This is a genomic window from Oceaniserpentilla sp. 4NH20-0058, from assembly GCF_040371755.1.
GTDB lineage: Bacteria > Pseudomonadota > Gammaproteobacteria > Pseudomonadales > Oceanobacteraceae > Bermanella.
Genome location: NZ_BAABWE010000001.1, coordinates 545139 through 569513, shown reverse-complemented (window position 1 = coordinate 569513; position 24375 = coordinate 545139). Strand labels below are relative to the sequence as shown.

The following is a 24375-nucleotide window of genomic DNA, read 5'->3' as shown; positions in this document are numbered from 1 at the left end:
AGGAGGCCCAAGTGCTTCAGCGATTAACCTTAATCATGTGTGTACTGGCCATCAGTGCCTGTAGCAGCAACTCAAGAACACCAGATGAACAGGCCATTAGCTATGCACTGGTTCAAGACGTTATCGTACGTAAATTAACCGATACGTGTAGCGACATAAGCGTGACCGCCAAACAAGCCGCATGGCGCGGGTACCGTAGCTGGTGGAAACGTAATGGCAGCCTAGTAGAAGCGGCAGATTACGGTCTTAGCTACAACTTAATTACCCTGACGGATAATCGTCAAGAAACCGGTGCCCGTTTAGCTATGGGCTTAACATTTGATATTGTTAATGAAGCAGAACAACATGTGAAAGAATTGTTAGCAGAAGGAGATAAAACAGAAACATGTTTAGGTACTATGGCTGAATATCGTGACGGTAACATGGACTTACGCGAAGATTCAAACATGTATCCGTTGCTAGTTAAACTGCAACAACAGCATGATTCTAAAGGTCAAGACTTATACATTAAAATGAGTGAAATTGAAGATAAATCTCATAAAAAATACTCACGCAGTGCATTTGCAGTTGAGCGTCTAACCAAGCGTGAAGGTTGTGTAAACCCTAAAGTACGTACCTTAAAAGCCGATGGCCCTAATGAGGTATTAGAGGCAACCTGTGCGGATAACAGCTTTTTCTTGATTCGCTGTGAATGGCGTAACTGTAAAATTCAAGATTAATTATATATTCAGTTAAGTAAATTTAGAAAAACCGATAAGTAAAAGCTTATCGGTTTTTTTTATTAATCAAATAAATGGTTTTGTTCATGGCGAATGATGATATCAACAATAGGCTGGCTCATTCTCCCTTTGAAACCGTTGCCATTAATGTGTGTATTAATGGCTTTTGAAAAAGCAAGAGGGTGTTGGGTTTTCTGAATTACTTGAACAATTTAGACAGATTCGTTTTCAGTCACTTGAAGAACATATACTAAGCTCTGCGGCTTTAGCTGACACCTTAGGGTTTACTGATGTGAGTAGTTTTTTGAAGGCTAAAAAGCGATGGTCAATCCAAAAAAATTGAGCCTTGGTATTACATAAGCAATAAAACAAAGCGTCCCAAAGAGGCACGTTGTGAAGCAGGGCTGAATCGACTAGGGTAGCTGACAATAATAATGCATATTAAGGTGAATTATGAAATTTAAAAAGTTGGGTAATACAGACATAGACGTAAGCTTAATATGTTTAGGCACCATGACTTGGGGCGAGCAAAACTCAGAAGCACAGGCCCACGAACAATTAGACTACGCCTTAGCGCAAGACATTAATTTTATTGATACCGCTGAAATGTATCCGGTGCCGCCCAAGCCGAAAACTCAGGGATTAACCGAGCAATACATTGGTACTTGGCTGAACAAGCGTGGTAAGCGAGACGATATCATTTTAGCCACCAAGGTAGCAGGGCCGGGAAATGGATTAACTTACTTAAGGAATGGCCCCCGTTTAACCAAAGAGCACATTAATCAAGCCATCGACACCAGCTTAGCTCGTTTGCAAACCGACTACGTGGATTTGTATCAGTTGCATTGGCCTGATCGCAGTACTAACTATTTTGGCCAGCTTGGCTACAAAGCCAATGACAACGAAAGCATGACACCTCTACTAGAAAGCCTGCAAGCCATGGACGAACTGGTGAAACAGGGCAAGGTACGTCATTGGGGTTTTAGCAATGAAACCCCTTGGGGTGTAATGAAAGCATTAAGCTTGTGTGAAGTGCATGGACTTGCCAAACCAGTTTCTATACAAAACCCATATAATTTGTTGAATCGTACTTATGAAATTGGTTTAGCAGAAATTAGCCACCGAGAGAACATTAGCTTGTTAGCGTATAGCCCCATGGCATTTGGTGCCTTAAGCGGAAAGTATTTAGGTGAAACACCACCAGAGGATGGTCGTTTAACATTGTTTGATCGCTTTGTGCGTTATACCAATCCGCAAGCACTTGAAGCCACACAATCTTATGTGGATATTGCCAAAGAGTTTAAATTGACCCCTGCACAAATGAGCTTGGCATTTGTAAATCAACAAAGCTTTGTGGATAGCAATATCATTGGGGCCACCAGTATGGCGCAATTAAAAGAAAACATAGCATCGGTTGATTTAATCTTAAGTGGTGATGTATTAACAGAAATTGAGAAAGTGCACACATTACAGCCGAACCCTGCACCATAAAATGAGTCAAGTACTGTTAGTTTAGTTTATGTATGACACTTATAATACTTAGATAGAAGTAGATGATAAAAATATGGATATCAAGCCCGATTGGAATCAAGTTGCATTAAACCTTGAAGAGAAAAATGATGAAGAATCTCTGAATGGACGTTGGGCATTAGAGTGCCACAAATGGTTAAAGGTGGTCGCAGATCATTTTGGTGGTGATTACACAATCAAGGAGTCAGATAACTTTTTTATCATGTCCAATGAAAGCGATAGGTATGTGAATGTTTTTTCTATCTTTTTAGAAAGAACATTAGATAGAATACTTAAAGCATTAGATGAAATCGCTTCTGATGAAGGGTATGGTAAGCATGCTGTAATGATCTTCAAAAATATTGACCATTATTACGAATATGTGAATTTATTCTATCCTGATGAAGGGGAGTTTGGCTTAAGTTCTGGAATGTATATTAATGATGGTTATGGGCATTTCGCATTCCCTTCGCAGGACATTAGTTATTCAGAGCCGATTGCCGTGCATGAGATGACTCATGCATGCCTTTCGCATCTATCCATACCTACATGGTTAAATGAAGGACTAGCCGTTGTAATGGAGGATGTTTTAGCTGGTAATTCATTATTTTTAGATAATGAAATTATGGCTAGGCATAATCGATATTGGAATAGTCAAACAATTAATGATTTTTGGAGTGGTGATGCATTTTATGGATCGGATGACGGACAAGAGTTGAGTTATAATCTTGCCCATATATTGGTCAAAAAAATGTCCTCTGATTACGATAGCTTCAAAAATTTTGTCAATCATGCTTCATATGAAGATGCAGGTGAGAAAGCGTGTAAGTCTAATTTGGGCTACTCACTTCACTCTTTTGTTGGTTCATTTTTAGGTGACGGTGATTGGATACCAACGACATATGAACCTTAAGGAGTGATTTCAATTTAACAGCCTAGTATCTCTAAGACTCTGGGCTTTTGACATTAGATTTCTATCACTTATTTCATTCTGATTAAGCAACTGGCTCAGCTTATGTGGTGTAAGTGAGATAAATCAGGAATTAGCAGAAATAGCGAAAAATCCGTTAAAAAAATTCCCAGTTTCGATATTTATTATATTGTGTGGGACTTATGTACTCTTTAAATCGCATGTCTTGCATGATTCTTAAATACTTTCGCTTATGACGATTGGCTAGGTATTTGTTTTGATAAACAGTAAAGTGGTATTTTCTAGGACTGGGCATGAGTATGGCTAGAAACGCACCTTGGGCCGCGTTTAATTCACTGGGCGGTAATTTAAAATAGTATAGCGATGCTTGTTGTATACCATAAATATCGGGCCCAAATTCTACAATATTTAAGTAGATTTCTAGTATTTCATTTTTATTGAGCGCTTTTTCTAAGCGTCGTGTAACAAGAATTTCTTTGAATTTTCTATATAGGGTTTTACCGTTTTCAAAATAAATATTTTTCACCGTTTGTTGGCTAATGGTACTTGCGCCAAAACTCCATTCACGGCGTTTGATGTTTTCCCCTAACGCGTTGATGAGTGCGTCATAATCAATGCCTTGGTGGTTAAAAAAATCACCATCTTCACTCATCACAATGGCGTAGAGTAACTCACGATTAATATCGTCGATGCTGCTCCATTGGTACTGTTTAGCAGCTTCTGGGTTGTTAGCTAAATGGGTTTGTACTTGTTTGATGGCTGACGCTTTCACCTGTTTAAATGGATGCTGGTGAAAATACGGTAGGCTGTCGAACATAATGAACGCGCTAATGAATAACACTGTAGCCCCAATCCATACTAAAGCACCGGTTATCATGCAGATAGAACGAATAAGGTGGTAGGGGCTTAAAATCAAACGAATAAAGCGGTTGCGTAATCGCTTCCAAGGTTGGGTTTCAAACTCGTTTAGGTACTCATCCTTGATGCCAAACATGTTATGTCACTTTGCTATTTGAGTGAATAATAACAGCTTACCCTAGGATGAGTGCTTGGCCAAATGTGCCATGGCTGCAAGGGCGTCTGGGTCTTTGGCTTTGATTTTGTTAGCAATGGTATGCTGGAAGAAGTAATGGAAGTCTTTCCTGTGCTGAACACTGAATAAACAATCATCACCAGTTAATACTGGTGTACTGTGTACGTGGTCTTCTTCGACACACATGGCCAGTACAGAGCCGTCGTTGTATAGACGCCAGCTGTGGATTTCTTGAATGGTGAAGCTGTTGAATTGGTCGTGGCTAAACACCGCGTGGCTACCAATTAAATCGGGGATTTCTTGAATAATATCTGCGGCTTGATTAGTCACAACTGGGTAATAATGGGCGCTTTGCTTTAAATACTCGCTTTTATAAGCAGGGGTTTCAAATAGAACTTGGCCAGTACGGGTATCTAAAAAACCTTCCCAATGGCCATTTAAAGGGTCATCAAGGCTACGACAAGCCACGATTTTGTTCATCCAAGGCACAATGCCATCTATGTGACCATCGCTCCATATAGCCCAACACAGAACCTTCAAATTAAAGACTTGGTCTGAAGAGTCATTGGTATATAGCATCTCTATACCATCTAGCTCGGGCACTAAACGGCGTATTTTAGGTAGATTGCGTTTGTGTTGCCTAAAATCAATAACATCGGCTTTTTTGGCCATATTTACTCCAAGGCTGTTGCGACTGCTTCCTGCACCTTCTTTGAGTATAGGTACAAAAAATCCGAGGAGTATGAATAGTTTTGAATAACTGGCAGGGGGCTAATATCCAGTTGATTGATGTCTAAAGGGTTAGTTGCGCCTTTTATCAATAAAAGGCGCTTAAGGTCTAGGTTGCGGTGTTTGATGCAAGGATTACCTTTCGGCTGACCACCCGTAATCGAGCTAACAAAAATACTGCATTAACGCTTAAACCAATGATTAATCCCACCCAAAAACCAGCAGCGCCCATGGGAGCATCTTGCGCTAATCCTAAATAATAACCAAGTGGCAGGCCCACACCCCAAAACGCAATTAAGCTCAGAACAAACGTGGCAAGGGTGTCGTTATAGCCCCGTAAAGCCCCTGCGGCGGTGATTTGGATGCTGTCGCTTATCTGAAAGACAGCGGCATGTAATAACAAGTAGGTGGCGATTTCTATGACATGGTCATCTTGGCTGTATAACGTCACCGCGCGTTCACCTAAAAAGTAGATGAATGCGGCATTGAAGGTGGCCAGAAAGAGGTTAACGTAAAGCGCGTTTTTCCATGCGAGTTTGGCCCCTGTTTGATTTTGTTTGCCTAATTCGTTTCCAACTAAAACCGTTAAAGCCATGCCAAGGCTAAGAGGAATCATAAATAGCACAGTGGATATATTTAGTGTTATTTGATGAGCCGCCACAATGTCAGGGCCGAGACGGGCAATGAATAAAGCGATGATGCAAAATAAGCTGACCTCAGCAAATATGGCTAAGCCAATGGGTAAGCCGATTTTTAAAATGTGTTGCATATGAGCTAAATTCGGTTTTTTAAATGTATGTAAGGGTTTCACCTTTTGGTGAAAGCGGCTGAAATAGGTATAAAGCCAGATGGCGATGGCCATCATATAAAAAACGATCAAGCTGGCTAAGCCACATCCGGCTCCGCCCATGGCATCAATGGGCCCAAAGCCAAACACGAATAACAGATTTAAGGGGACGTTTAATACCAAGCCTGCAAATGCAATGATGGTCACAGGTGATGTTAAATGTACGGCTTCATTGTATGAGCGAAATGCTTGATGCACCGCCACGGCAGGTAATGAAAGTGCGATGTATAGTAGATATTCTTTGGTAATCAGTTGAATCTCTTGGCTTATCTCCATGATATTCATAACAGGAGCCGTGCCAAAAAGTAGAATTAGCATTGCGATTAAGCCAATCACTAACCCAAGGTAAATACCTTGTTGTAAATGACGGGCTGATTGAGCTTTATCTTTAGCACCTTTGGCTTGGGCAACCAGAGGAGAAAGTGCCAGCATGATGCCACTTTCAAATAATACAAGAGGTAGCCAAATGCTACTACCAACAGCGATTGAGGCTAAATCTAAGGTGCCAGCCATGCCCGCAACTAAGGTATCCACGACCCCCATGCCGGTTTGGGCCAGCTGTGTGCCTAAAATGGGGATCATTAACATTAACAGGGGTTTTGCTTGCTTATAAAAAATATTCAATGGCTACTCAAACAATCTGGTAAAAGCTGGCCCCAGTATCAGGAAAATCCACCGAATTGCAATGCTCAAGGCTTGTCACTGGTAGCGCTGGCCCATAACTGGTATAAAGCAGACCAGTAAAATGTTGTAAGAAGTCTATGTATCAATGTCCGACGGTGATTAAGCTTTTTAATGACAGCTTTAAATCATCCTTAAACACCGAATTGGTCAGAGGGGGGCATGAGCCCATTTATATCCCTAGAAGCCAATATTACCCTTGGGATCGTGTGATTTTTGCCCATGGTTTTTTCGCCAGTGCATTACATGAAATAAGCCATTGGTGTATCGCCGGAGAGCAGCGTCGCAAATTAGTAGACTTTGGCTACTGGTATAATCCTGATGGGCGAACTCCAGAGCAGCAAGCAGAATTTGAACAGGTTGAAATTAAACCTCAAGCACTTGAGTGGATTTTATGCAAAAGTGCTCAATTTGTATTCAATGTCAGTATCGATAATTTATCGGCAGACCCTCAAGCCATTGAGGCCTCTGCCAATATCTTTAAAGACAAAATATATGAGCAAGTACAACAGTATTTGCAACAAGGGCTGCCTAAACGGGCACAACAATTCAGCGATGCTTTGATTGCTCATTACCGAAGTGATCAGCCGCTAAGCCCATCAGAATTTAAACGGGAAGAGTTATAAATGCCAATTGGATTGATCAAAAAACTGTTCAGTAAGGACGAGCCCGCTAAGCCGTCGCCAAAACAAATCAGTGATAAAAAAGCGACAGCACCAAAAAAGCCAAAAGAAACGGTTAAAAAAACACCAAAGCCTAAAAAGAAGCCAGAACCTTGGGATGCCGCTCAATTTAAAGTTGAACCTCAAGAAGGCAAAACTCGCTTCCATGATTTAGATCTTGATGAACGCATTATGCATGGTATTTTTGATTTAGGGTTTCAGTATGCAAGCCCAATTCAAGCGGCCGCTTTGCCCTATACTTTGGCTGGGCATGACATTATTGGTAAAGCACAAACCGGTACCGGTAAAACAGCTGCCTTCTTAATTACCGTATTGCAAAAATTACTTACCAAGCAGCCAGCTGAACGTTATGCCAGCGAGCCGCGAGCTCTTGTTATTGCGCCTACTCGCGAGTTGGCCATGCAAATTGCAAAAGATGCTGAAGGCTTGTCTAAGCACACAGAACTAAATGTAGTAACCATTGTTGGTGGTGTGGATTACGATAAACAAAAACAACAACTTAATGATATTGTCGATATTGTAGTGGCCACCCCTGGTCGTTTACTTGATTTTCTTCAGCAGAAAGTAGTGTTTTTAGACCAAGTAGAAATGTTAGTTATTGACGAAGCCGATCGCATGCTCGATATGGGTTTTATTCCTGACTTAAAACGCATTATTCGCGGCACTCCAGAAAAAGACATACGCCAAACTCAATTGTTCAGTGCGACCTATCCATACGACGTTGTGGCGTTAAGTGAAAGCTGGACCTACAAACCTCAGCAGGTTGAAATTGAGCCTGAATCCGTTGCAACTGATACTGTCGATCAGCGTTTTTATAGCCTGCAAGAAACAGAAAAAGATCAAGTGCTGGTGGATTTTTTAAATCAAGCCACGACCGGTAAAGCTATTATTTTTGCTAACCGTCGTGACACCTCAAGGGATCTAGCCGATCGCTTAAATAAAATGGGCGTAAAAGCCATGTTATTAAGCGGTGAGGTGGCTCAACAAAAACGGGTGAAAACCCTAGAACGCTTTAAGAGCCAAGACAACACCGTATTGGTCGCCACGGATGTAGCCGGACGTGGTATTCATGTAGATGGTATTACTCACGTATTTAACTATAACCTACCAGATGACCCAGAAGACTATGTACACCGTATTGGTCGTACTGGTCGCGCTGGAGCAAGTGGCATGGCCATTACCTTTGTCGATGAATATGAAGCGTATGGTTTAATGGATCTTGAAACCTATTTAGGTAAGAAAATCATTACTGAGCCTGTGCCTAAAGGTTAAATCATGCAAGTGAAGTGGCTCACTCTTGTAATATGTTTATTTTTTGGCGCGCATGCTTTTTCCATGAATGTAAAACATGGTCATGAGTTAATTCATAAACAAGCCCTTAATTTTCTGGGGAGCGCCAGCCAACTGGTTAGTGTTAATTATGTTGACCAGCTTTTGAATGTGACCGAGAGTATTCAGCACGAGAAGCTTTTAGGTTGGCACTATTCTCGTGATGGATTCCTTGTACGTTTTGAAACAGGCCAATCAATCTTCTCTAAAAACACAGGCATAAATAATGTAAATTTATTGTCTAGTTCGTTTTCAGATACTTTACACCAAAGTCATTCCACCTCATTTTTTGTACTCAGTCCTTAGTTGTGAAGCAAGCTCATTTAATTGATATTTCAGCAGTATTCTTTCGCTATTATTTTGCCCCCGGGCCAAGTATCGTCACCGATGATGGCTGGGAAGTGTATCCGTTGCTGGCTTCGTTACGCTGGCTGGTGCAGCCTAGGTTTATTCAGTCGGATGTAACGGTAGCAGCATTTGATGAAAGCTTAGGAACCTGTTTTAGGCATGAATTAGACCCTCATTACAAAGCAAATCGGGCTATGCCCAATGAAGACATTTTGTACCAGTTAAGTTTGTTAAAGTCGTTCTGTGAGCATTTAGGGTTTGTGGTATTAGCCGGAACTGAATTTGAAGCGGATGATTACTTGGCCACAAGTGTGGCTTTATTACCTGAGCATGAGGTTACTCTTCATTCTAGAGATAAAGACCTGCGCCAATTACTCACCACGAATGTCATCATGCAAGACAATGCCACCGAGGCTATTTGGGATGTAGAACGTCTAAAACAAGAGGTGGGGTTAGCTCCTAATCAAATAGTGGACTTCCTATCCCTAGTGGGAGATGCCAGCGACTTTATTGAAGGAGTGAGTGGTATCGGTGTGAAAACCGCCACCAGCTTGCTGCAAACCTACGGCGATTATCAGGGTATTTATCGTGTGATTGATTCAAATGCCAGTTTGAGCGTGCGAGGTGCTGAGCGCATTGCTCAGTCATTAATTGATCAAAAGGACAGAGTACTGTTAAATCGTCAATTAATCGAATTACGTAAAGACATTCCAATATCGTTAACGGCTTTACCTTTTGATCAAGATGGCTACTTTTTTGTCTATGCCTTGGTTGAACAGCTAGGGCTGATGAGACCGTTTAATAAACAACTTGAAATACTGGCAGGATTGCACCAATGAAAATAGTTGCAGACGAGAATATCCCATTATTAAATGCGTTCTTTTCGGATATGTGCCAAGAGCTAGTCACCTTGCCCGGTCGAGAAATGCGTGCTGAGCATGTTAAAGATGCTGATATTTTATTGGTGCGCTCCATCACCCAAGTGAATGCCAAGTTACTACAAAACTCTAAGGTTAAATTTGTAGGCACCTGTACCATAGGCACAGATCACTTAGATACAACTTATTTGGAGCAGGCTGGTATTCAATATGCCAATGCACCTGGCTGTAACGCAAAAGCTGTGGTGGATTATATTTTAAGTGCTTTATTGGTATTGCAAGAGCGCAAGCAAACCCCTTGGCAATCACTGAGTGTTGGAATTGTTGGTGCGGGAAATGTTGGTGGGCTGTTATACGATACCTTAAAGGCATTGGGTATGAAGGTTGTCGCGTACGATCCAAATGTAGAGGCATTTGCTAGTAATGAATGCTCTGAACAAGTTTGGCAGCAAGATGTGGTGACGTTACATACGCCAATTATCAAACAAGGTGAACATACTACCTATCACTTAGTTGATGAAAATCGCTTCGCTAAGATGAAAGACACAGCATGTTTAATTAATAGTTGTCGCGGTGAAGTAGTGGATAACCAAGCTTTATTAAAGCATAAAAATAGTCATCCTAACTTTGAATGTATTTTAGATGTATACGAGCAAGAGCCAGCACCAACGGATGAACTAATTAAAGCATGTTTATTGGCCACCCCTCATATAGCGGGTTATAGCTTAGATGGTAAATATGGCGGCACCGCCATGATTTATGAAGCCTTATGTGATGTTTTAGCTTTACCAAAACGGTTACGTTTAGCTCAACTAATTTCCGAAGCGCCACTTCGCAAATTAAGCTTCTCTGGTGAAGCGGATATACAATACATTTTAAAACAAGTGATTCAATCGGCCTACGATATTAGAGATGATCACTTTCGTATGCTCAGCTTGCTTGGGCTAACTAAAGATGAAAAAGCAAAAGCATTTGACGGCTTACGCAAAGAGTATCCGATGCGTCGTGACTTGACTTGTCAGGTGGTCTCGTCTCGGCGCTTGTCTCATGCTGTTTGGTTGCAAGCCATGGGTGTGCGTATAAAACAATAAATATTTATGATGAAGTTATTAAATATTTGTGACATAAAAAAAGCAGCCTATGGCTGCTTTATATTCTAGAAAAACGTTAAGACTTGGTGGCTTGTAAGATTTCCTCTAAGGCTTTTTGGATCATCTCCTCAGTAATGGGAGTCTCCTTGCCTTTGCTATCCACTAAGGCTGCACCATGTAGGTAATCTTGCTCTGCTTGTGCGGTCTGTGTGGTTGAGTTCTTCATGACATCACCCAATTAGTATGTAACCTCAGTATAGTAATAGGCTAAGCTCTAAGCCAAGAGATTTATGGAAAATAATTCAGTTTTTAATTTAATTGTTGAAAGTTTGCCCAGTAGTCAAGCCAAGCGCCTTGTTCATGGACGCGGTGGTGTAATAAAGGGTTGGGAACAGATAAATATTGAGGTGTATCCGCCTGTTCTTTGGGTAATGGTGTACCAAAGTTTAGATGAAACCGATTTATTAAAAACTTTGAATGAGATTGCTTCTCAAGCTCAAGGGCTTGGTATTGAGGCCATATATATTCAGCGCCGTTTCCAAAAAGATGACCCTGTGGAAGTGTTTTATGGTAGTGATGCTTTTATCGGCATTGATCACAGGATAATAGAAGACAATTTATCTTATTGGGTGAACCTTGGTCGAAACCAAAACACTGGTTTATTTTTAGATATGAGTGAAGGGCGTGCTTGGGTTAAAGCAAACGCACAAAATAAACATGTATTAAACTTATTTTCTTATACGTGCAGTTTAGGTATTACAGCAGCGGCGGGTTATGCGTCGTCTGTAGTGAATATTGATATGGCAAAAGGGGCGATTAAACGTGGTCAGCAAAATTTAGCGCTGAATGATGTGCCATGTGTGAGCAATACATTTATTGCACAAGACATTTTTAAGATGATTAAAAAACTCACGCAAAAAGGGCCATATGATTTATTAATTGCCGATCCACCTAGTTTTCAAAGCAAAGCATTTGATGTGCGTCGTGATTATGAAAAACTGCTGACAAAGTTAAAACCATCATTAGCGCCTAATGCACAATTAATGTTGTGTTTGAACTCGCCAGCATTAACCCCAGATTTTCTACATGAACTGGTAGAGAGAGTATTTCCACAAGCACAGTTTATTACGCGAATAAAAAATCCGCCTGTGCTGGCGGATCAAAACGAAGAGCATTCTTTAAAAGTGATGTTGTATCAACTGCCTGCTTAAAAAGCGTGAAAAAAATATTGTTCAATAATGCGCTGCATATCAATGCTGGATTGTTCTCGCAGCGCTTGTTGAATTTGAAATGCGAGAGTGCTTTCGCGTTTTTCAATAGAATGAGCGTTGGCTAATTTTTCCTTACTCAGATTAGGTGTAATCAATTTCACAAATGCTTTTTGAGTGAGAGTACATTCCTCTGCGCTTTCTTGTTTAATGATATCCAAATAACGAATATAACCTTCGTCATGTAGCCACATAAGTGCGCCAACGGCGGACAAGTAGCGTTGGCTATGTAGGCCAAATTCATCCATCTCATCAGGCCCGCTAATATCATCAATAAATAAACTAACCTTGCGAGGAAACTGCTGAAAAAGGCTTAACAAAATAATGCCAATGTCATGATAAAAATCGTCGATGTTGACATCGTTCATAACCTTTTCCTATTGGCTGTAGTGTTCAAAGAAATTGCCAATTTTGCCAATGGCTTCTTGTAGATCATCAACCCTTGGTAAAAAAACCAAACGGAAGTGATCAGGCTCAGGCCAGTTAAAGGCACGACCATGCACAATCAATATTTTTTGTTGTTCAAGTAAATCCAATACCATTTTTTCATCGTTTTTAATGTTGAACTTGCTTTGATCCATTTTTACAAAGCTGTATAGGGCGCCTTTAGGAAGGGTACAGCTTAACCCTGGTATATCGTTGATCAGTTCATGGGTTAATTGGCGTTGCTCATAGATACGCCCCCCTGGGCGCACAAGGTCGTTAATGCTCTGATACCCACCCAGTGCGGTTTGAATGGCGTACTGGGATGGTACGTTAGCGCATAGGCGCATGCTTGCTAGCATGTCTAAGCCTTCTAGGTAGTCTTTTGCCTTATGTTTGGCACCACTGACCACTAGCCAGCCACTTCTAAAGCCTGCAAGGCGATAGGTTTTTGATAAACCATTGAAGGTAATGATCAGTAAATCCTCAGCTAAAGAGGCAGTGGATACATGCTCGGCTTCATCAAAGATGATCTTGTCGTAAATTTCGTCTGAGAACACCACTAAGTTGTGCTGGCGGGCGATTTCTAGCATGCCCAGTAATACTTCCTTGGGATATAAGGCACCCGTTGGGTTGTTTGGGTTTATTAGCACCAAAGCTTTTGTATTTGCGGTTATCTTCTTACGGATGTCGTCTAAGTCAGGGTTCCAGTCCGATTGCTCATCGCAGCGGTAATGCACTGGTGTGCCGCCAGCTAGGCTTACTGCTCCAGTCCAAAGAGGGTAATCCGGAGAGGGAATCAGGATCTCGTCGCCATTATTAACTAAGCCTTGTAGTGCCATTACGATAAGTTCGCTGACACCGTTGCCCAAATAAATATCATCAATATCGACCCCTTTAATGCCTTTTTGTTGGCAGTACTGCATCACTGCTTTGCGACCGGAGTAAATCCCTTTACTGTCAGAATAACCTTGGGCATTGGGTAGTTGATGAATCACATCTTGAAGAATTTCATCTGGCGCGTTTAATTCAAATGGAGCAGGGTTGCCGATGTTGAGTTTTAAAATACGATGGCCTTCATCTTCCATACGCTTGGCGGCACTGAGTACGGGCCCGCGAATGTCGTAAAATACATTGGCCAGTTTGTTTGATTTATGCAATTCGTGCATGAAAGACCCCAGAAGCCCTATGGTTTAATGATGGCAATAAATAGATTATAAAGATGTGCGGATAATACCTAGCTTTTGCGTTGGCTCCAAATGCTAGCTGAAGACAATAAGAAGAATACTTAATTTTAAGGTAATTAAAGTGGATAAGATCAAAAAAACACCACAGCAATGGCAACAAGAACTGGACCCAGAAACCTATCGTATTACCCGTGAGCATGGCACTGAAAGAGCGTTTACTGGTGCGTTATACTCCAACCAAAAAGCGGGTATGTATTTGTGTGTATGCTGTGCTCAACCTTTATTTGAATCGGATACGAAATACGACAGCGGTTCCGGCTGGCCAAGCTTTTACGCACCGGTTGAAGGTGGCGCTATTGATGAAAAATCAGATAGCTCTTTGATGATGCAGCGTACTGAAATTCTGTGTAGTCGTTGTGATGCGCATTTGGGTCATGTGTTTCCTGATGGGCCTGCTCCCACTGGTTTAAGGTATTGTGTCAATAGTGCATCTTTAACGTTTGAAGAAAAATAATGAAAGATTTTGACTGGATTTATCATCGAGCCGAAGAGCTAAAAGGCGCGGATTTTGAACGCCTACTACCTGAGGTGATTAGCGCTCAGGAATTGGTTGAGCGCTCTAGTGACTATTATTTATCTTTAATTGGCTTAAGGATATTTCGTGCCGGATTAAAACACAGTGTAGTGGATAGTAAATGGCCCAACTTTGAAAAAGTATTCAATGGCTTTAAACCTGCCTATGTGGCCAGTTTGAGTGATGAAGCCTTAGAACAACATATGTTGGAGCCTGGGTTAATCAAGCACTGGGGTAAAATAAAAGCCTTGCGTATTAATGCTGCTTGGTTGCTCGACCTAGAGAGAGAGCAGGGTGGTTTTGGCCAGTACATTGCTAACTGGCCTGTTACGGATATTGTTAGTTTATGGCTTGAAATGAAAAAGCACGGGGCGCAGCTGGGTGGTCGCAGTGCGCAGGCTATAATTCGTATGGCAGGCAAAGATACCTTTCAGCTCAGTGAAGACGTTATGGTGCAATTGAGGGCCCTTGGGGTGGTGAGCAAGGTTACAGATAACAAAGCAAAACGAGATTTAGTGGCTATTCAGCATGCATTTAATGAGTGGCACCAACAATCTGGTTATCCCATGTCCCATATTTCAAGAATGCTGTCGTTTACTTAATATATTCTTGTTTGATTAAAAACTAGACACTTTTAATTGATTGCTGTAAATTATAATTGTGTACAATTTAATTTATGGCAATTTAAGTCTAAAGGGGATTTATGTCAGTATATGATTTTCAAGCGTTGGATATTCAAGGTAATCAGCGCTCATTATCTGAGTTTAAAGGCAAAGTTTTATTGGTGGTGAATACGGCTAGCAAATGTGGCCTGACGCCACAATTTGAAGGCTTAGAATCCATGTATGAAGACCTTAAAGCACAAGGCTTAGAAGTACTTGGATTCCCATGTAATCAATTTGCGGAACAAGATAAGGGCACAGACTCTGAAATTGCTGGTTTCTGTATGAAGAATTACGGTGTAAGTTTTCCCATGTTTTCAAAAATTGAAGTGAATGGAGATGATGCTCATCCGCTTTATAAATATTTGAAAAAAGAAGCTCGAGGCGTATTAGGCAGCCAAAAAATCAAATGGAATTTTACTAAGTTTTTAATCAATCAAAATGGCCAAGTGGTTAAGCGATTTGCGCCAACAACCAAGCCCAGTGCCATTAAAAAACACGTAGAAGCTTTGCTAGAGAGTTAAATGACGTTTGACCCAGTGGGCGGTTACAGGTAAGTTTCACGATTATTAAATAGATATAAAAAGGGCTTTCATGGATAAAGTAGATGAGTTACTAAAGTTAGATAACCAGTTGTGTTTTCAACTTTATAGTGCTTCTCGGTTTATGACCAAGATTTATCAGCCTTTATTAAAACCCTTGGATTTAACCTATCCACAGTATTTAGTTATGTTGGTTCTTTGGGAAATGCCCATAGGGCATAAATTTACGGTGACCAGCTTGGGTGAGCGTTTAAAACTCGATAGTGGTACATTAACGCCACTTTTGAAACGCTTAGAAAGTAAGCGATTAATTCAGCGACAGCGCAGTAATGAAGATGAACGACAAGTGTGGGTTCGGCTGACTGCGTTGGGTGAGTCGTTAAAGCAGCAAGCTAAGAAAATACCTGAAAAACTCATGTGTGATGCTAGCATCAAACCACAAGAGCTGGTTGCACTGCGTGATACTCTAAAAAAATTATTTAATAGTGCAGAAGGTTAGTCGTAAATATTTTTTTTACTTTCCCAATCTTCTTCTTCTTTGATTTTATCCATACCACTTGAAAGCTTATTGGCAGACTGCTGACTGGCTTTCTTCCTGCCTTCATTAAGCCTATGTTCTATTTTTTTAATGACTCTTTCTAGTTCGTCTTTAAATGGTGTTAGCGCTTGTTTAGACGGACTTTTTAGTACCAAGCTCAAGGTGACTTTAAATTTACTCATGGCAGGGCCAAACTTCTTATTACTGAGTAGATGTTGGGCAATATTGTAATGCATATCCATAACAGTACGTTGCATGATGACTTTTAGGTTTTTCACTACTCGAGAACCTTGAGATTTGGGGATTAACCCTGTTTTGACAGATTTTAATATTTGATCATGCAGAAATTTAATCGTTTGGCGAATCTCGTGGGCTGTATCTGGGTCATTAATTTGACTGTGTTTATTCATGCGTTTAACGCTGTCGTCTTTTGCCTCCAAGGTTTTTTCTAATCGGATTTCTAGATCTTGGTAGAGTGCATTGAGGTTTTGGTTGTCTTGTCCCAGTTCTAGTACTTTTGAAATTAGGAGCATGGTGCGCTTTAGCATGAAGATGCGAGTAGGGATGTCAAAGTAGATACCAGGAATAATATTCATGGCATTTTGCATGCGGCGCAGGTCATCGTGGATATCGACCAGTTCTCGCGCTTTTTCAATACGGCGCTTCTCAAGGTAGTTCTTGACGAAGATACTGCTGATCAAAGTGATCACCAGTAGTGCGCCTAATACGATTATTGAGTCCATGGCGTTTCTATTTGTCCTTTACTTATATTCAGTGTAGACCGTATTTCAGAACTTTTTTATGAGAAAAAACTTGACGTAATTCAATGAGATACATAAAATGCGCGCCACATCAAACGTGACTGACGTTTTTTGGATAGTGTCCCGTTCGTCTAGAGGCCTAGGACACCGCCCTTTCACGGCGGTAACAGGGGTTCGACTCCCCTACGGGATACCATTTTTATCTTGTGTTTGGCAAGATACCCAGTGAAAGCTGGTCATTAGGGTAGTGAAAGACTCTAATATTGCGGGAATAGCTCAGTTGGTAGAGCACGACCTTGCCAAGGTCGGGGTCGCGAGTTCGAGTCTCGTTTCCCGCTCCAATCTCTCATTAGTCTAGGCCAAAACGCCTAATGAGTTCAGTCATTTAGTGTCCCGTTCGTCTAGAGGCCTAGGACACCGCCCTTTCACGGCGGTAACAGGGGTTCGACTCCCCTACGGGATACCACTTATTTAGAATGTGTTGGTTGTTTCAGTTTAACTGGGAATAACGGACATAAGAGGCTAGGACACCGCCAATATTTATCAGCGGCGGAACTGGTTTAGGGATATCCCCTAAGGGATACCACTTATTCAAAGCTATGCTGGCTGATTTTATTAAGTAGCGAGCATAGAAAACTAGGACACCGCCAATATTTATCAGCGGCGGAACTGGTTTAGGGATATCCCCTACGGGATACCACTTATTCAAAAGTATGCTGGTGACTACAAGTGACCAGTATAGAAGCTAGATAGCTATTCTTTTACCAAGTAGAGTACTGGCTTAGGGTATACCTTAAACGATACCCCTTAATTCTGACGTATTAGCATTTATGTAGGCTAATGCTCAGAAACAGAATTGCGGGAATAGCTCAGTTGGTAGAGCACGACCTTGCCAAGGTCGGGGTCGCGAGTTCGAGTCTCGTTTCCCGCTCCAAATTAAAAAACCAGAACTTTGTTCTGGTTTTTTTACGCCTAAAGAAAAGTAACATCCTATAGGCGGTGTTTATGAGTTGGCTTTGAAGATGGCTTGTTTGGAGGCTAAATAGTCGAAACTGTCATCTGCATCGGCTACTAGGTCATCGAGTTGTTGGAATCGGGCGATCTCTTCGTCTGGCATGAAATGCAAGGCTTCTCCGCCAAAATACCAGAGTACTTCGCGACCAAGGTGCGGAGCAAATGTTGGGTAGTTGCGAAATAATCTTGCTAACCAGTCTTGGCCTTCAAATGTGGCGTTTACATCACGGGCTTCAAGTTGTGCGATGACCTGTTTTAGTTGCTGTAGAAACGATGCGTCATTTTCGTCTAAGGTTTCTTGGTTAAATGGAATACCTTGTTGCAATGATTGTAGGAAATCTTTCAACAAAATCAGAGTATGATGGTGAGGATTATAGGTTTGCATAGAAACAATACTGTTATGAGCTCATTAAATGATTATCAAGGGCCCGCACTAAGTATTACGGGACTCAAAAAAGTATATGAAAACGGTTATGTGGCACTTAAAGGTATTGACCTAGAAGTGGCACAAGGGGACTTTTTTGCGTTATTGGGCCCAAATGGTGCTGGTAAGTCTACCACACTTGGCATTGTTTCTGGCTTAGTAAATAAAACTCAAGGGCAGGTGAAACTGTTTGGCTTAGACATTGAAGGGGATTGGTATGCAGCCAAGCGCCTGTTAGGTGTGGTACCGCAAGAGTTTAATTTTAATCAGTTTGAGAAAGTACAAGATATTGTTGTGACTCAGGCGGGTTATTATGGCATGCCTAAAAAACAGGCACAGGCTGAATGTGATAAATATCTAAAAGCACTGGATTTATGGGATAAGCGAGATGTGCCTTCACGCATGTTATCAGGAGGTATGAAGCGCCGCTTAATGATCGCTCGTGCATTAGTACACAACCCTAAATTACTTATATTAGATGAGCCGACAGCAGGCGTAGACATTGAGTTGCGTCATAGCATGTGGGAGTACTTGGTTAAATTAAATAAGCAATTTGGCACAACGGTTATTTTAACTACTCATTATTTAGAAGAAGCCGAAAGTTTATGCCATAACATTGCCATTATTAATCATGGTGAGATCATCAAAAACACCAGTAAACGCGCTTTACTTGAAGAGCTCCGCAAGCAAACATTTGTGGTGGAATTAGCTAAGGCTTATCCGCAGCGTCCTGACTTATTAGGGTTGTGCGTTAACTGGCAAGACGACCGGTGTTTTGAAGTGGATGTTGAGAAGGGCACAGCAATTAATGATTTATTTAGTGTATTTAATAAACAAGATATTTGTGTGAGCGGTATTCGTCCCAAGTCGAATCGTTTAGAAACTTTATTTGTTGATGCAGTAAGGAAATAATCTAATGACGTTTATACGAGCCTACTGGATTGCCTTTAGCACCATTTTAGTAAAAGAAGTACGACGCTTTATGCGTATTTGGCAGCAAACCTTATTGCCACCTGCTATTACCATGACTCTTTATTTTATTATTTTTGGGAATCTTATTGGTTCACGAATTGGTGAGATGTCAGGTTTAAGCTATATGGCGTTTATTATGCCGGGTTTAATCATGATGAGCGTGATTAACAATGCCTATGCGAATGTATCGAGTTCATTTTTTAGCAATAAATTCCAACGCAGTGTTGAAGAGTTGTTGGTGGCTCCTGTACCCAATAGCGTCATTTTAGCTGGCTTTGTATTTGGTGGCGTGGCTCGCGGAATTTTAACTGGGCTAATTGTAACGGTTGTGGCGGTCTTTTTTACCGATATTCAAGTGCATAATTTTTGGGTGCTGATATCAATTGTTTTGTTGTCGTCTATTTTATTTTCATTGGGTGGGTTTATTAATGCCTTGTATGCTAATAAATTTGATGATGTGTCTATTATTCCTACTTTTGTATTAACGCCACTTTCATATTTAGGTGGCGTTTTCTTTAGTACAGATTTACTGCCTGAGGGTTGGCGTTTGGTATCAGAATTTAATCCAATTTTGTATATGGTGAATGGATTTCGCTTTGGTATGTTAGGGGTAAGTGATGTCAATTTAATTACTTGTTATGCCATTTTAGTCAGTGTGATTTTGGTACTTACAGCTTACAGCATGTGGTTATTAAAACGTGGTAAAGGAATTCGAAGTTAATGAGTCACGAAAAAAAAGAATTATTACTAGGTAAGCATACTCATTATGTTTCTGAGTATGATGCTTCACTTATTTTTCCTATTGCTCGTGATGAGAATCGAGAAAAATTGAATCAGCCGGTCATTAAGGTAAATGGTTCTTTACCGTTTTTTGGTTTTGATGTTTGGACTGGTTATGAGGTGTCTTGGTTGAACCTTAAGGGTAAGCCACAGGTGGCTATTGCGCAGTTCATTATTCCTGCTCAATCCAGTCATATTGTTGAGTCTAAATCGTTCAAATTGTATTTGAATAGTTTTAATCAAACTCGATTAGATCATCGGCAAGACGTTGAAAAACGCTTGCAGCAAGACTTATCAGCTGGGTTTGGTGCTCAAGTTCAAGTTCAGTTACATGGGGTTATGGGGTTCCCTATTAACCATCAGAACCTCGGGGTGAATATTGATTACTTAGATGTTGAAGTTAACGAGTATTCCCCAAATGCCCAGATATTAAGCCTAGATGAGCAACAGGTTAGTGAAACTGTGCACTCCAATTTATTAAAGTCTAATTGCCCTGTAACCAGTCAGCCTGACTGGGCCACTCTTGTGATTCAATATAAAGGGGTGAGACTGAATCATGAAGCCTTGCTTAAATACATCATTAGTTATCGCGGTCACGATGATTTCCACGAACATTGCGTAGAGCAAATTTTTTGCGATTTGCTTAATTTGGGAGGATTTGAAGAGCTGACAGTGTCTGCTCGATATACACGTCGTGGTGGATTAGATATTAATCCAACTCGCAGTTTGCTGCCAATTGATCAAGAAACGCTCATTGGACGGTTAGACCGACAATAATTGTTTGCTCTGCATCAAGATAGGCAGAGCTTCTTCATTTTAATGTAATAAATACATCTATTTATTATCATTTCCTTATGAGAAGTATTATCATTACGGTAGTTTTGTTTTGAGGTACTTCCATGTCTATGTTATTTCAAGACCTAAAAGTGGGTGATTCAGCAATAATTTCCAATAATGTTGGCTCATTGGAGGGTTCTAGTCAGGTTCAAAGATTAATGGTTTTAGGCTTAACCCCAGGTACACGCTTTCAGGTTACACGTGTTGCACCGCTTGGGGACCCTATTGAAATTCGCTTAAGAGGATTTAATTTGAGCTTGCGTCGTGAAGAAGCCAAAGGTGTGAAGGTTGATAAACTATGATTGAGAAAGGTTACACCATTGGCTTAGTTGGTAACCCAAATTGCGGTAAAACAACCTTATTTAATGCATTAACCGGTACTCGCCAGCGTGTTGGGAACTGGCCCGGTGTAACGGTTGAGCGTAAAAGTGGTTCATATTTCCATGCTCAGACGGAATATGAAGTTGTTGATTTACCCGGCACCTACAGTGTTATTGCGGATGTGCAAGGGGACTCACTTGACGAGCAAATTGCGCAGCAGTTTATTTTAAATAAAGAGGCTGACTTAATCATTAATGTCCTAGATGCATCTAGTTTAGAACGTGGCCTGTATTTGACCTCGCAATTATATGACGCGGGTATCCCGATGATTGTGGCGTTAAACATGGTTGATGTGGCCCACAACAAAGGTATGCACCTAGATCATCAAGTGCTTGCAGAGCGCTTAGGCTGCCCTGTGATTCCTTTAATTGCCTCACGTGGTGATGGTTTAGTCACATTGATGGATATGATTGAAAATCGTATTCAAAAGGGTGCATGTTTATCTCGGCCTTATGACTTTTCAACTGAAATTGAACGTCAATTAAGTGATTTGCAATCTCACTTAATCCACAATAATCCTGAAGCGTCTCCATTACTTGCCACATTATTGTTAGAGCAGGCTAAATACCCAGATGACTTTGATCATGTGCCATTAGAGTCAGCTAGTTCTGAGTTGATTCAGTCTCGGTACGCATGGGTGGATGATGTCTGTAATGATGTCATTCAGCAGCATCATCATGAAAAGAAAACCATAGGTGAGCGCATTGATGATTTAGTATTGAATCGTGTGCTGGCACTGCCCATATTTTTAGGGGTGATGTATTTATTGTTTTTGTTTGCTATTAATTTTGGCAGTGCATTCATCGATTTTTTTGATTTAACCGCCGCCGCAATTTTTGTAGAAACCCCAAGGTGGCTACTTTCAGCGATTGGTTCGCCTGAATGGCTTACTACCTTTATAGCCGATGGTGTTGGCGGGGGCATTCAGCTAGTAGCGAGTTTCATACCTGTTATTGCGGCCTTGTTTTTGGCCCTCTCATTTTTAGAAGATGTGGGCTATATGGCTCGCGCAGCGTTTATTATTGATCGCATGATGCGCTCACTGGGTCTGCCCGGTAAGGCGTTTGTTCCTTTGATAGTAGGTTTTGGCTGCAATGTTCCTGCGGTAATGGCGGCAAGAACCCTAAACAGAGAAGGGGATCGTTTAGTAACCACTATGATGGCACCGTTCATGTCATGTGGTGCCCGTTTAACTGTGTATGCGTTATTTGCAGCAGCCTTTTTTCCTGAGAATGGTCAAAATATCGTATTCGCATTGTATTTGATTGGTATTGCGGTGGCTGTATTAACGGCATTCTTAATGCGCCGATTCATGCTTCCAGCACAGGGTAGTTCATTTATTATGGAGTTGCCTCCGTATTTATTGCCTACTACTCGTAATTTGTTTATGCATACTTGGCATCGCTTGAAGGGCTTTGTAATGCGTGCAGGTAAAGCCATTGTGCTGGTGGTGATTGTGCTTAATGTGTTGAACTCAGTTGGTACTGATGGCTCGTTTGGTAATGAAAACCAAGAAAACTCTGTGCTATCAGAAGTGGGTAAAACCATTACACCTATCTTTACGCCAATGGGTATTGAAGAGGATAACTGGCCAGCAACAGTTGGTATTTTTACTGGTTTGTTTGCAAAAGAAGTGGTGGTTGGGACCTTAGATGCGTTGTATTCAAAAGGGGAGTCGACAGTTGAAGAGTTTAATCTTGTTGATGCCATCGGTGAAGCTTTTGCAACCATTCCTGTAAATGTGATGGATGTGCTATCTAATCTTACTGACCCATTAGGGCTTGATATGGGGGATTTGAATGACACTCAAACCATAGCAGCTAGCCAAGAAATTCAAGTCACCACGCTGGGTGCTTTGCAAACCTTTTTTGTGACGCCTTGGGCTGCCTTTAGTTACTTATTGTTTATTTTACTTTATATGCCATGTGTGGCCACTGTGGGAGCTATTGTTAAAGAGCATGGTAATTACTGGGCAGGGTTTAGTATGCTTTGGTCGTTTAGTGTGGCCTATGTTTTAGCTGTGGGTGTGTATCAAATTGCCATGTGGAGTTTACATCCTACGTCTTCAGCTATTTGGGTTATCAGTCTATTGTTATGGCAAAGTTTACTTACAGTTTGGATTTTACGTTCGGGTAAGCGTCAAGCAGCGAAAGAAAACCTGATTCCACTGGTTCAGGTAAAGTAATGGTTCAATGTGAAAGCCCGACTCGAAAGAGTCGGGCTTTTTTGTGCCTAAAGAACACTAAACAACCCTAATGGGTGATGGCTTCTGGCGATAGTGACCATAAACAATACACAAATAATAGCTGCGGCATAATAGCTTCTGCGTTTCATGATTGATGGGTTTTTCATTGTTTGAATACCAAACATAATATAACCCACTAGCAAAACTAACTTAGCGGTTAGCCATGCCTGCTCTGGAGGGAAAAAACCAGTGGCAAACATCAAGCTAACCCCCGTTAATAACAATAAAGTATCAATTGAATGGGCGGCAATTTTCACTCCTTTTCGTTCTTGCCACTGTTTTCCTGTGATACTGAAACCACCTCGTACGATAAAAAATAAAATACTAATGGTCACAAATAGTAGGTGAGTATGTCTGAGTGGTAGGTATAAAGATTCCAAATTGGTATTCCTATATTAATTATGTGTAATGTTTCTTGACAACCGAAGCCTTTAACACTTAAATGATAATGATTATCATTTAAGTGTTAAAGGCAATTATGAAAAACCCTAAAAATATACAGGAAGTACTGCAAGATTGGGAATCACATACACTCAATGCTGATCAACTCTACCACCAAAAGGAGTTTAAGAAAGCCAGTAAAGGTTTTGCAAAAAGTGTGGATATTATCGAGCCATGGCTAGAAAGAGGCGATAAAGAGCTTAATACCATTCTTCATTTATTTGTACTGTCATGCCATAACACAGCTCATGCCTTGTATAAACAGGGTAAAAAGAAAGAGGCTGAGTATTACTATAGCCATGCTCATTTTCGTTTATTAAGTTTGGTTAGTCAGCCTAAGCCTTCGTCAAAAGTGTTGGAGCTAGCTGTGCTTGAAATTAAAGCCACTTTTAACCAGCTAAAAACATTTTTGGAATCTATGAATAAGTCACAATTAGCTGGCAATATTAAGGAAGAAAGTCAGAGGGTGCTAAGGCAGAGTTACATGGAGTATGTGGATGATATGTTTGTTGTGTAGCAGGCAAGTAATACTTGTCTGCTACACCCAT

28 protein-coding genes and 4 tRNA genes are annotated in these 24375 nt (G+C 41.0%); 23 read left to right on the top strand and 9 right to left on the bottom strand.

The annotated features are described in order from the left end of the window. Positions 1 to 11: 11 nt before the first annotated feature. From ABWV45_RS02685 to ABWV45_RS02675, 3 genes are all read left to right on the top strand, one after another. Positions 12 to 719, top strand: a complete 708-nt coding sequence (locus tag ABWV45_RS02685) for a hypothetical protein (protein ID WP_353348411.1) — start codon at positions 12 to 14, stop codon at positions 717 to 719. A gap of 453 nt (positions 720 to 1172) precedes the next feature. Then, the gene (locus ABWV45_RS02680; RefSeq protein WP_353348409.1) at positions 1173 to 2210 is read left to right on the top strand and encodes an NADP(H)-dependent aldo-keto reductase; all 1038 of its coding nucleotides are present in this window, start codon (positions 1173 to 1175) and stop codon (positions 2208 to 2210) included. A 73-nt stretch (positions 2211 to 2283) separates the two neighbouring features. Beyond that, on the top strand, positions 2284 to 3141 hold the full coding sequence (locus ABWV45_RS02675) for a gluzincin family metallopeptidase (RefSeq protein ID WP_353348407.1): 858 nt from the start codon (positions 2284 to 2286) through the stop codon (positions 3139 to 3141). A 154-nt stretch (positions 3142 to 3295) separates the two neighbouring features. Here the strand turns inward: ABWV45_RS02675 and ABWV45_RS02670 are convergent, their stop codons facing one another. The 3 genes from ABWV45_RS02670 to ABWV45_RS02660 all read right to left on the bottom strand — a co-directional run bounded on the left by ABWV45_RS02670 (position 3296) and on the right by ABWV45_RS02660 (position 6356). After that, positions 3296 to 4153, bottom strand: coding sequence for a transglycosylase domain-containing protein (locus ABWV45_RS02670; RefSeq protein WP_353348405.1), 858 nt, complete (start codon positions 4151 to 4153; stop codon positions 3296 to 3298). Between the two features lie 42 nt (positions 4154 to 4195). Continuing rightward, on the bottom strand, positions 4196 to 4864 hold the full coding sequence (locus tag ABWV45_RS02665) for a hypothetical protein (RefSeq protein WP_353348403.1): 669 nt from the start codon (positions 4862 to 4864) through the stop codon (positions 4196 to 4198). A 166-nt stretch (positions 4865 to 5030) separates the two neighbouring features. Beyond that, a complete protein-coding gene (locus ABWV45_RS02660) occupies positions 5031 to 6356 on the bottom strand; it encodes an MATE family efflux transporter (RefSeq protein ID WP_353348401.1) in 1326 nt (441 codons plus the stop codon). Positions 6357 to 6529: 173 nt separating this feature from the next. On the opposite strand from ABWV45_RS02660, the gene ABWV45_RS02655 reads away from it, so the two are divergent. The 5 genes from ABWV45_RS02655 to ABWV45_RS02635 all read left to right on the top strand — a co-directional run bounded on the left by ABWV45_RS02655 (position 6530) and on the right by ABWV45_RS02635 (position 10778). Further along, entirely contained in the window at positions 6530 to 7075 is a 546-nt protein-coding gene (locus tag ABWV45_RS02655; protein ID WP_353348399.1) for an elongation factor P hydroxylase, read from the top strand. Then, entirely contained in the window at positions 7076 to 8404 is a 1329-nt protein-coding gene (locus ABWV45_RS02650; RefSeq protein WP_502914652.1) for a DEAD/DEAH box helicase family protein, read from the top strand. A 63-nt stretch (positions 8405 to 8467) separates the two neighbouring features. After that, a complete protein-coding gene (locus ABWV45_RS02645) occupies positions 8468 to 8767 on the top strand; it encodes a hypothetical protein (RefSeq protein WP_353348397.1) in 300 nt (99 codons plus the stop codon). 2 nt (positions 8768 to 8769) lie between these two features. Further along, positions 8770 to 9648, top strand: a complete 879-nt coding sequence (locus tag ABWV45_RS02640) for a 5'-3' exonuclease (RefSeq protein WP_353348395.1) — start codon at positions 8770 to 8772, stop codon at positions 9646 to 9648. Next, complete coding sequence (locus ABWV45_RS02635) at positions 9645 to 10778, top strand: 4-phosphoerythronate dehydrogenase (protein WP_353348393.1); 1134 nt, start codon at positions 9645 to 9647, stop codon at positions 10776 to 10778. Before ABWV45_RS02640 ends, ABWV45_RS02635 begins: the two co-directional genes overlap by 4 nt. A gap of 76 nt (positions 10779 to 10854) precedes the next feature. Here ABWV45_RS02635 and ABWV45_RS02630 read toward each other — a convergent pair whose 3' ends face one another. Continuing rightward, the gene (locus ABWV45_RS02630; protein WP_353348391.1) at positions 10855 to 11004 is read right to left on the bottom strand and encodes a PA1571 family protein; all 150 of its coding nucleotides are present in this window, start codon (positions 11002 to 11004) and stop codon (positions 10855 to 10857) included. Positions 11005 to 11068: 64 nt separating this feature from the next. Here ABWV45_RS02630 and ABWV45_RS02625 point away from each other — a divergent pair, with 64 nt between their 5' ends. Next, on the top strand, positions 11069 to 11989 hold the full coding sequence (locus ABWV45_RS02625) for a class I SAM-dependent methyltransferase (protein WP_353348389.1): 921 nt from the start codon (positions 11069 to 11071) through the stop codon (positions 11987 to 11989). Here ABWV45_RS02625 and ABWV45_RS02620 read toward each other — a convergent pair. Both ABWV45_RS02620 and ABWV45_RS02615 read right to left on the bottom strand, forming a co-directional pair. Then, entirely contained in the window at positions 11986 to 12414 is a 429-nt protein-coding gene (locus ABWV45_RS02620; protein ID WP_353348387.1) for a hypothetical protein, read from the bottom strand. The two genes, ABWV45_RS02625 and ABWV45_RS02620, sit on opposite strands and share 4 nt — an antisense overlap. Positions 12415 to 12423: 9 nt before the next feature. After that, the gene (locus tag ABWV45_RS02615; protein ID WP_353348385.1) at positions 12424 to 13638 is read right to left on the bottom strand and encodes a pyridoxal phosphate-dependent aminotransferase; all 1215 of its coding nucleotides are present in this window, start codon (positions 13636 to 13638) and stop codon (positions 12424 to 12426) included. A gap of 139 nt (positions 13639 to 13777) precedes the next feature. Here ABWV45_RS02615 and msrB point away from each other — a divergent pair, with 139 nt between their 5' ends. From msrB to ABWV45_RS02595, 4 genes are all read left to right on the top strand, one after another. Beyond that, positions 13778 to 14170, top strand: coding sequence for a peptide-methionine (R)-S-oxide reductase MsrB (gene msrB / locus ABWV45_RS02610; RefSeq protein ID WP_353348383.1), 393 nt, complete (start codon positions 13778 to 13780; stop codon positions 14168 to 14170). Next, positions 14170 to 14832, top strand: a complete 663-nt coding sequence (locus tag ABWV45_RS02605; RefSeq protein WP_353348380.1) for a DNA-3-methyladenine glycosylase I — start codon at positions 14170 to 14172, stop codon at positions 14830 to 14832. Before msrB ends, ABWV45_RS02605 begins: the two co-directional genes overlap by 1 nt. A 101-nt stretch (positions 14833 to 14933) precedes the next feature. Beyond that, on the top strand, positions 14934 to 15416 hold the full coding sequence (locus ABWV45_RS02600) for a glutathione peroxidase (RefSeq protein ID WP_353348378.1): 483 nt from the start codon (positions 14934 to 14936) through the stop codon (positions 15414 to 15416). Between the two features lie 70 nt (positions 15417 to 15486). Beyond that, the gene (locus ABWV45_RS02595) at positions 15487 to 15933 is read left to right on the top strand and encodes a MarR family winged helix-turn-helix transcriptional regulator (protein ID WP_353348376.1); all 447 of its coding nucleotides are present in this window, start codon (positions 15487 to 15489) and stop codon (positions 15931 to 15933) included. Here ABWV45_RS02595 and ABWV45_RS02590 read toward each other — a convergent pair. Next, the gene (locus tag ABWV45_RS02590; RefSeq protein WP_353348374.1) at positions 15930 to 16715 is read right to left on the bottom strand and encodes a hypothetical protein; all 786 of its coding nucleotides are present in this window, start codon (positions 16713 to 16715) and stop codon (positions 15930 to 15932) included. The genes ABWV45_RS02595 and ABWV45_RS02590 overlap by 4 nt on opposite strands. 138 nt (positions 16716 to 16853) lie before the next feature. Here ABWV45_RS02590 and ABWV45_RS02585 point away from each other — a divergent pair. The 4 genes from ABWV45_RS02585 (at position 16854) to ABWV45_RS02570 (ending at position 17667) form a co-directional block, all read left to right on the top strand. Beyond that, positions 16854 to 16929, top strand: a tRNA-Glu gene (locus ABWV45_RS02585). Positions 16930 to 16998: 69 nt separating this feature from the next. After that, positions 16999 to 17074 (top strand) — tRNA-Gly (locus ABWV45_RS02580). Positions 17075 to 17123: 49 nt separating this feature from the next. Further along, a tRNA-Glu gene (locus tag ABWV45_RS02575) sits at positions 17124 to 17199 on the top strand. A 392-nt stretch (positions 17200 to 17591) separates the two neighbouring features. Then, positions 17592 to 17667 (top strand) — tRNA-Gly (locus tag ABWV45_RS02570). A gap of 69 nt (positions 17668 to 17736) precedes the next feature. Here ABWV45_RS02570 and ABWV45_RS02565 read toward each other — a convergent pair. Next, the gene (locus ABWV45_RS02565; protein WP_353348372.1) at positions 17737 to 18132 is read right to left on the bottom strand and encodes a PA2817 family protein; all 396 of its coding nucleotides are present in this window, start codon (positions 18130 to 18132) and stop codon (positions 17737 to 17739) included. A 15-nt stretch (positions 18133 to 18147) separates the two neighbouring features. Between ABWV45_RS02565 and ABWV45_RS02560 the strand changes: the two genes are divergently transcribed. From ABWV45_RS02560 to feoB, 5 genes are all read left to right on the top strand, one after another. Next, positions 18148 to 19083, top strand: a complete 936-nt coding sequence (locus ABWV45_RS02560) for an ABC transporter ATP-binding protein (RefSeq protein WP_353348370.1) — start codon at positions 18148 to 18150, stop codon at positions 19081 to 19083. 4 nt (positions 19084 to 19087) lie between these two features. Further along, complete coding sequence (locus ABWV45_RS02555) at positions 19088 to 19864, top strand: ABC transporter permease (protein WP_353348368.1); 777 nt, start codon at positions 19088 to 19090, stop codon at positions 19862 to 19864. Continuing rightward, the gene (queF, locus tag ABWV45_RS02550; RefSeq protein WP_353348366.1) at positions 19864 to 20700 is read left to right on the top strand and encodes an NADPH-dependent 7-cyano-7-deazaguanine reductase QueF; all 837 of its coding nucleotides are present in this window, start codon (positions 19864 to 19866) and stop codon (positions 20698 to 20700) included. The genes ABWV45_RS02555 and queF overlap by 1 nt, the downstream gene beginning before the upstream one ends. 122 nt (positions 20701 to 20822) lie before the next feature. After that, on the top strand, positions 20823 to 21062 hold the full coding sequence (locus ABWV45_RS02545) for a FeoA family protein (protein WP_353348363.1): 240 nt from the start codon (positions 20823 to 20825) through the stop codon (positions 21060 to 21062). Beyond that, the gene (feoB, locus tag ABWV45_RS02540) at positions 21059 to 23326 is read left to right on the top strand and encodes a Fe(2+) transporter permease subunit FeoB (RefSeq protein WP_353348361.1); all 2268 of its coding nucleotides are present in this window, start codon (positions 21059 to 21061) and stop codon (positions 23324 to 23326) included. The genes ABWV45_RS02545 and feoB overlap by 4 nt, the downstream gene beginning before the upstream one ends. A gap of 47 nt (positions 23327 to 23373) precedes the next feature. On the opposite strand, the gene ABWV45_RS02535 is transcribed toward feoB, so the two are convergent. Beyond that, positions 23374 to 23766 carry a SirB2 family protein gene (locus tag ABWV45_RS02535; RefSeq protein ID WP_353348359.1) on the bottom strand — a complete coding sequence of 131 codons (393 nt, stop codon included), beginning with the start codon at positions 23764 to 23766 and terminating at the stop codon, positions 23374 to 23376. 98 nt (positions 23767 to 23864) lie between these two features. Between ABWV45_RS02535 and ABWV45_RS02530 the strand changes: the two genes are divergently transcribed. After that, complete coding sequence (locus ABWV45_RS02530; protein WP_353348357.1) at positions 23865 to 24344, top strand: DUF2753 family protein; 480 nt, start codon at positions 23865 to 23867, stop codon at positions 24342 to 24344. Positions 24345 to 24375 lie beyond the last annotated feature (31 nt).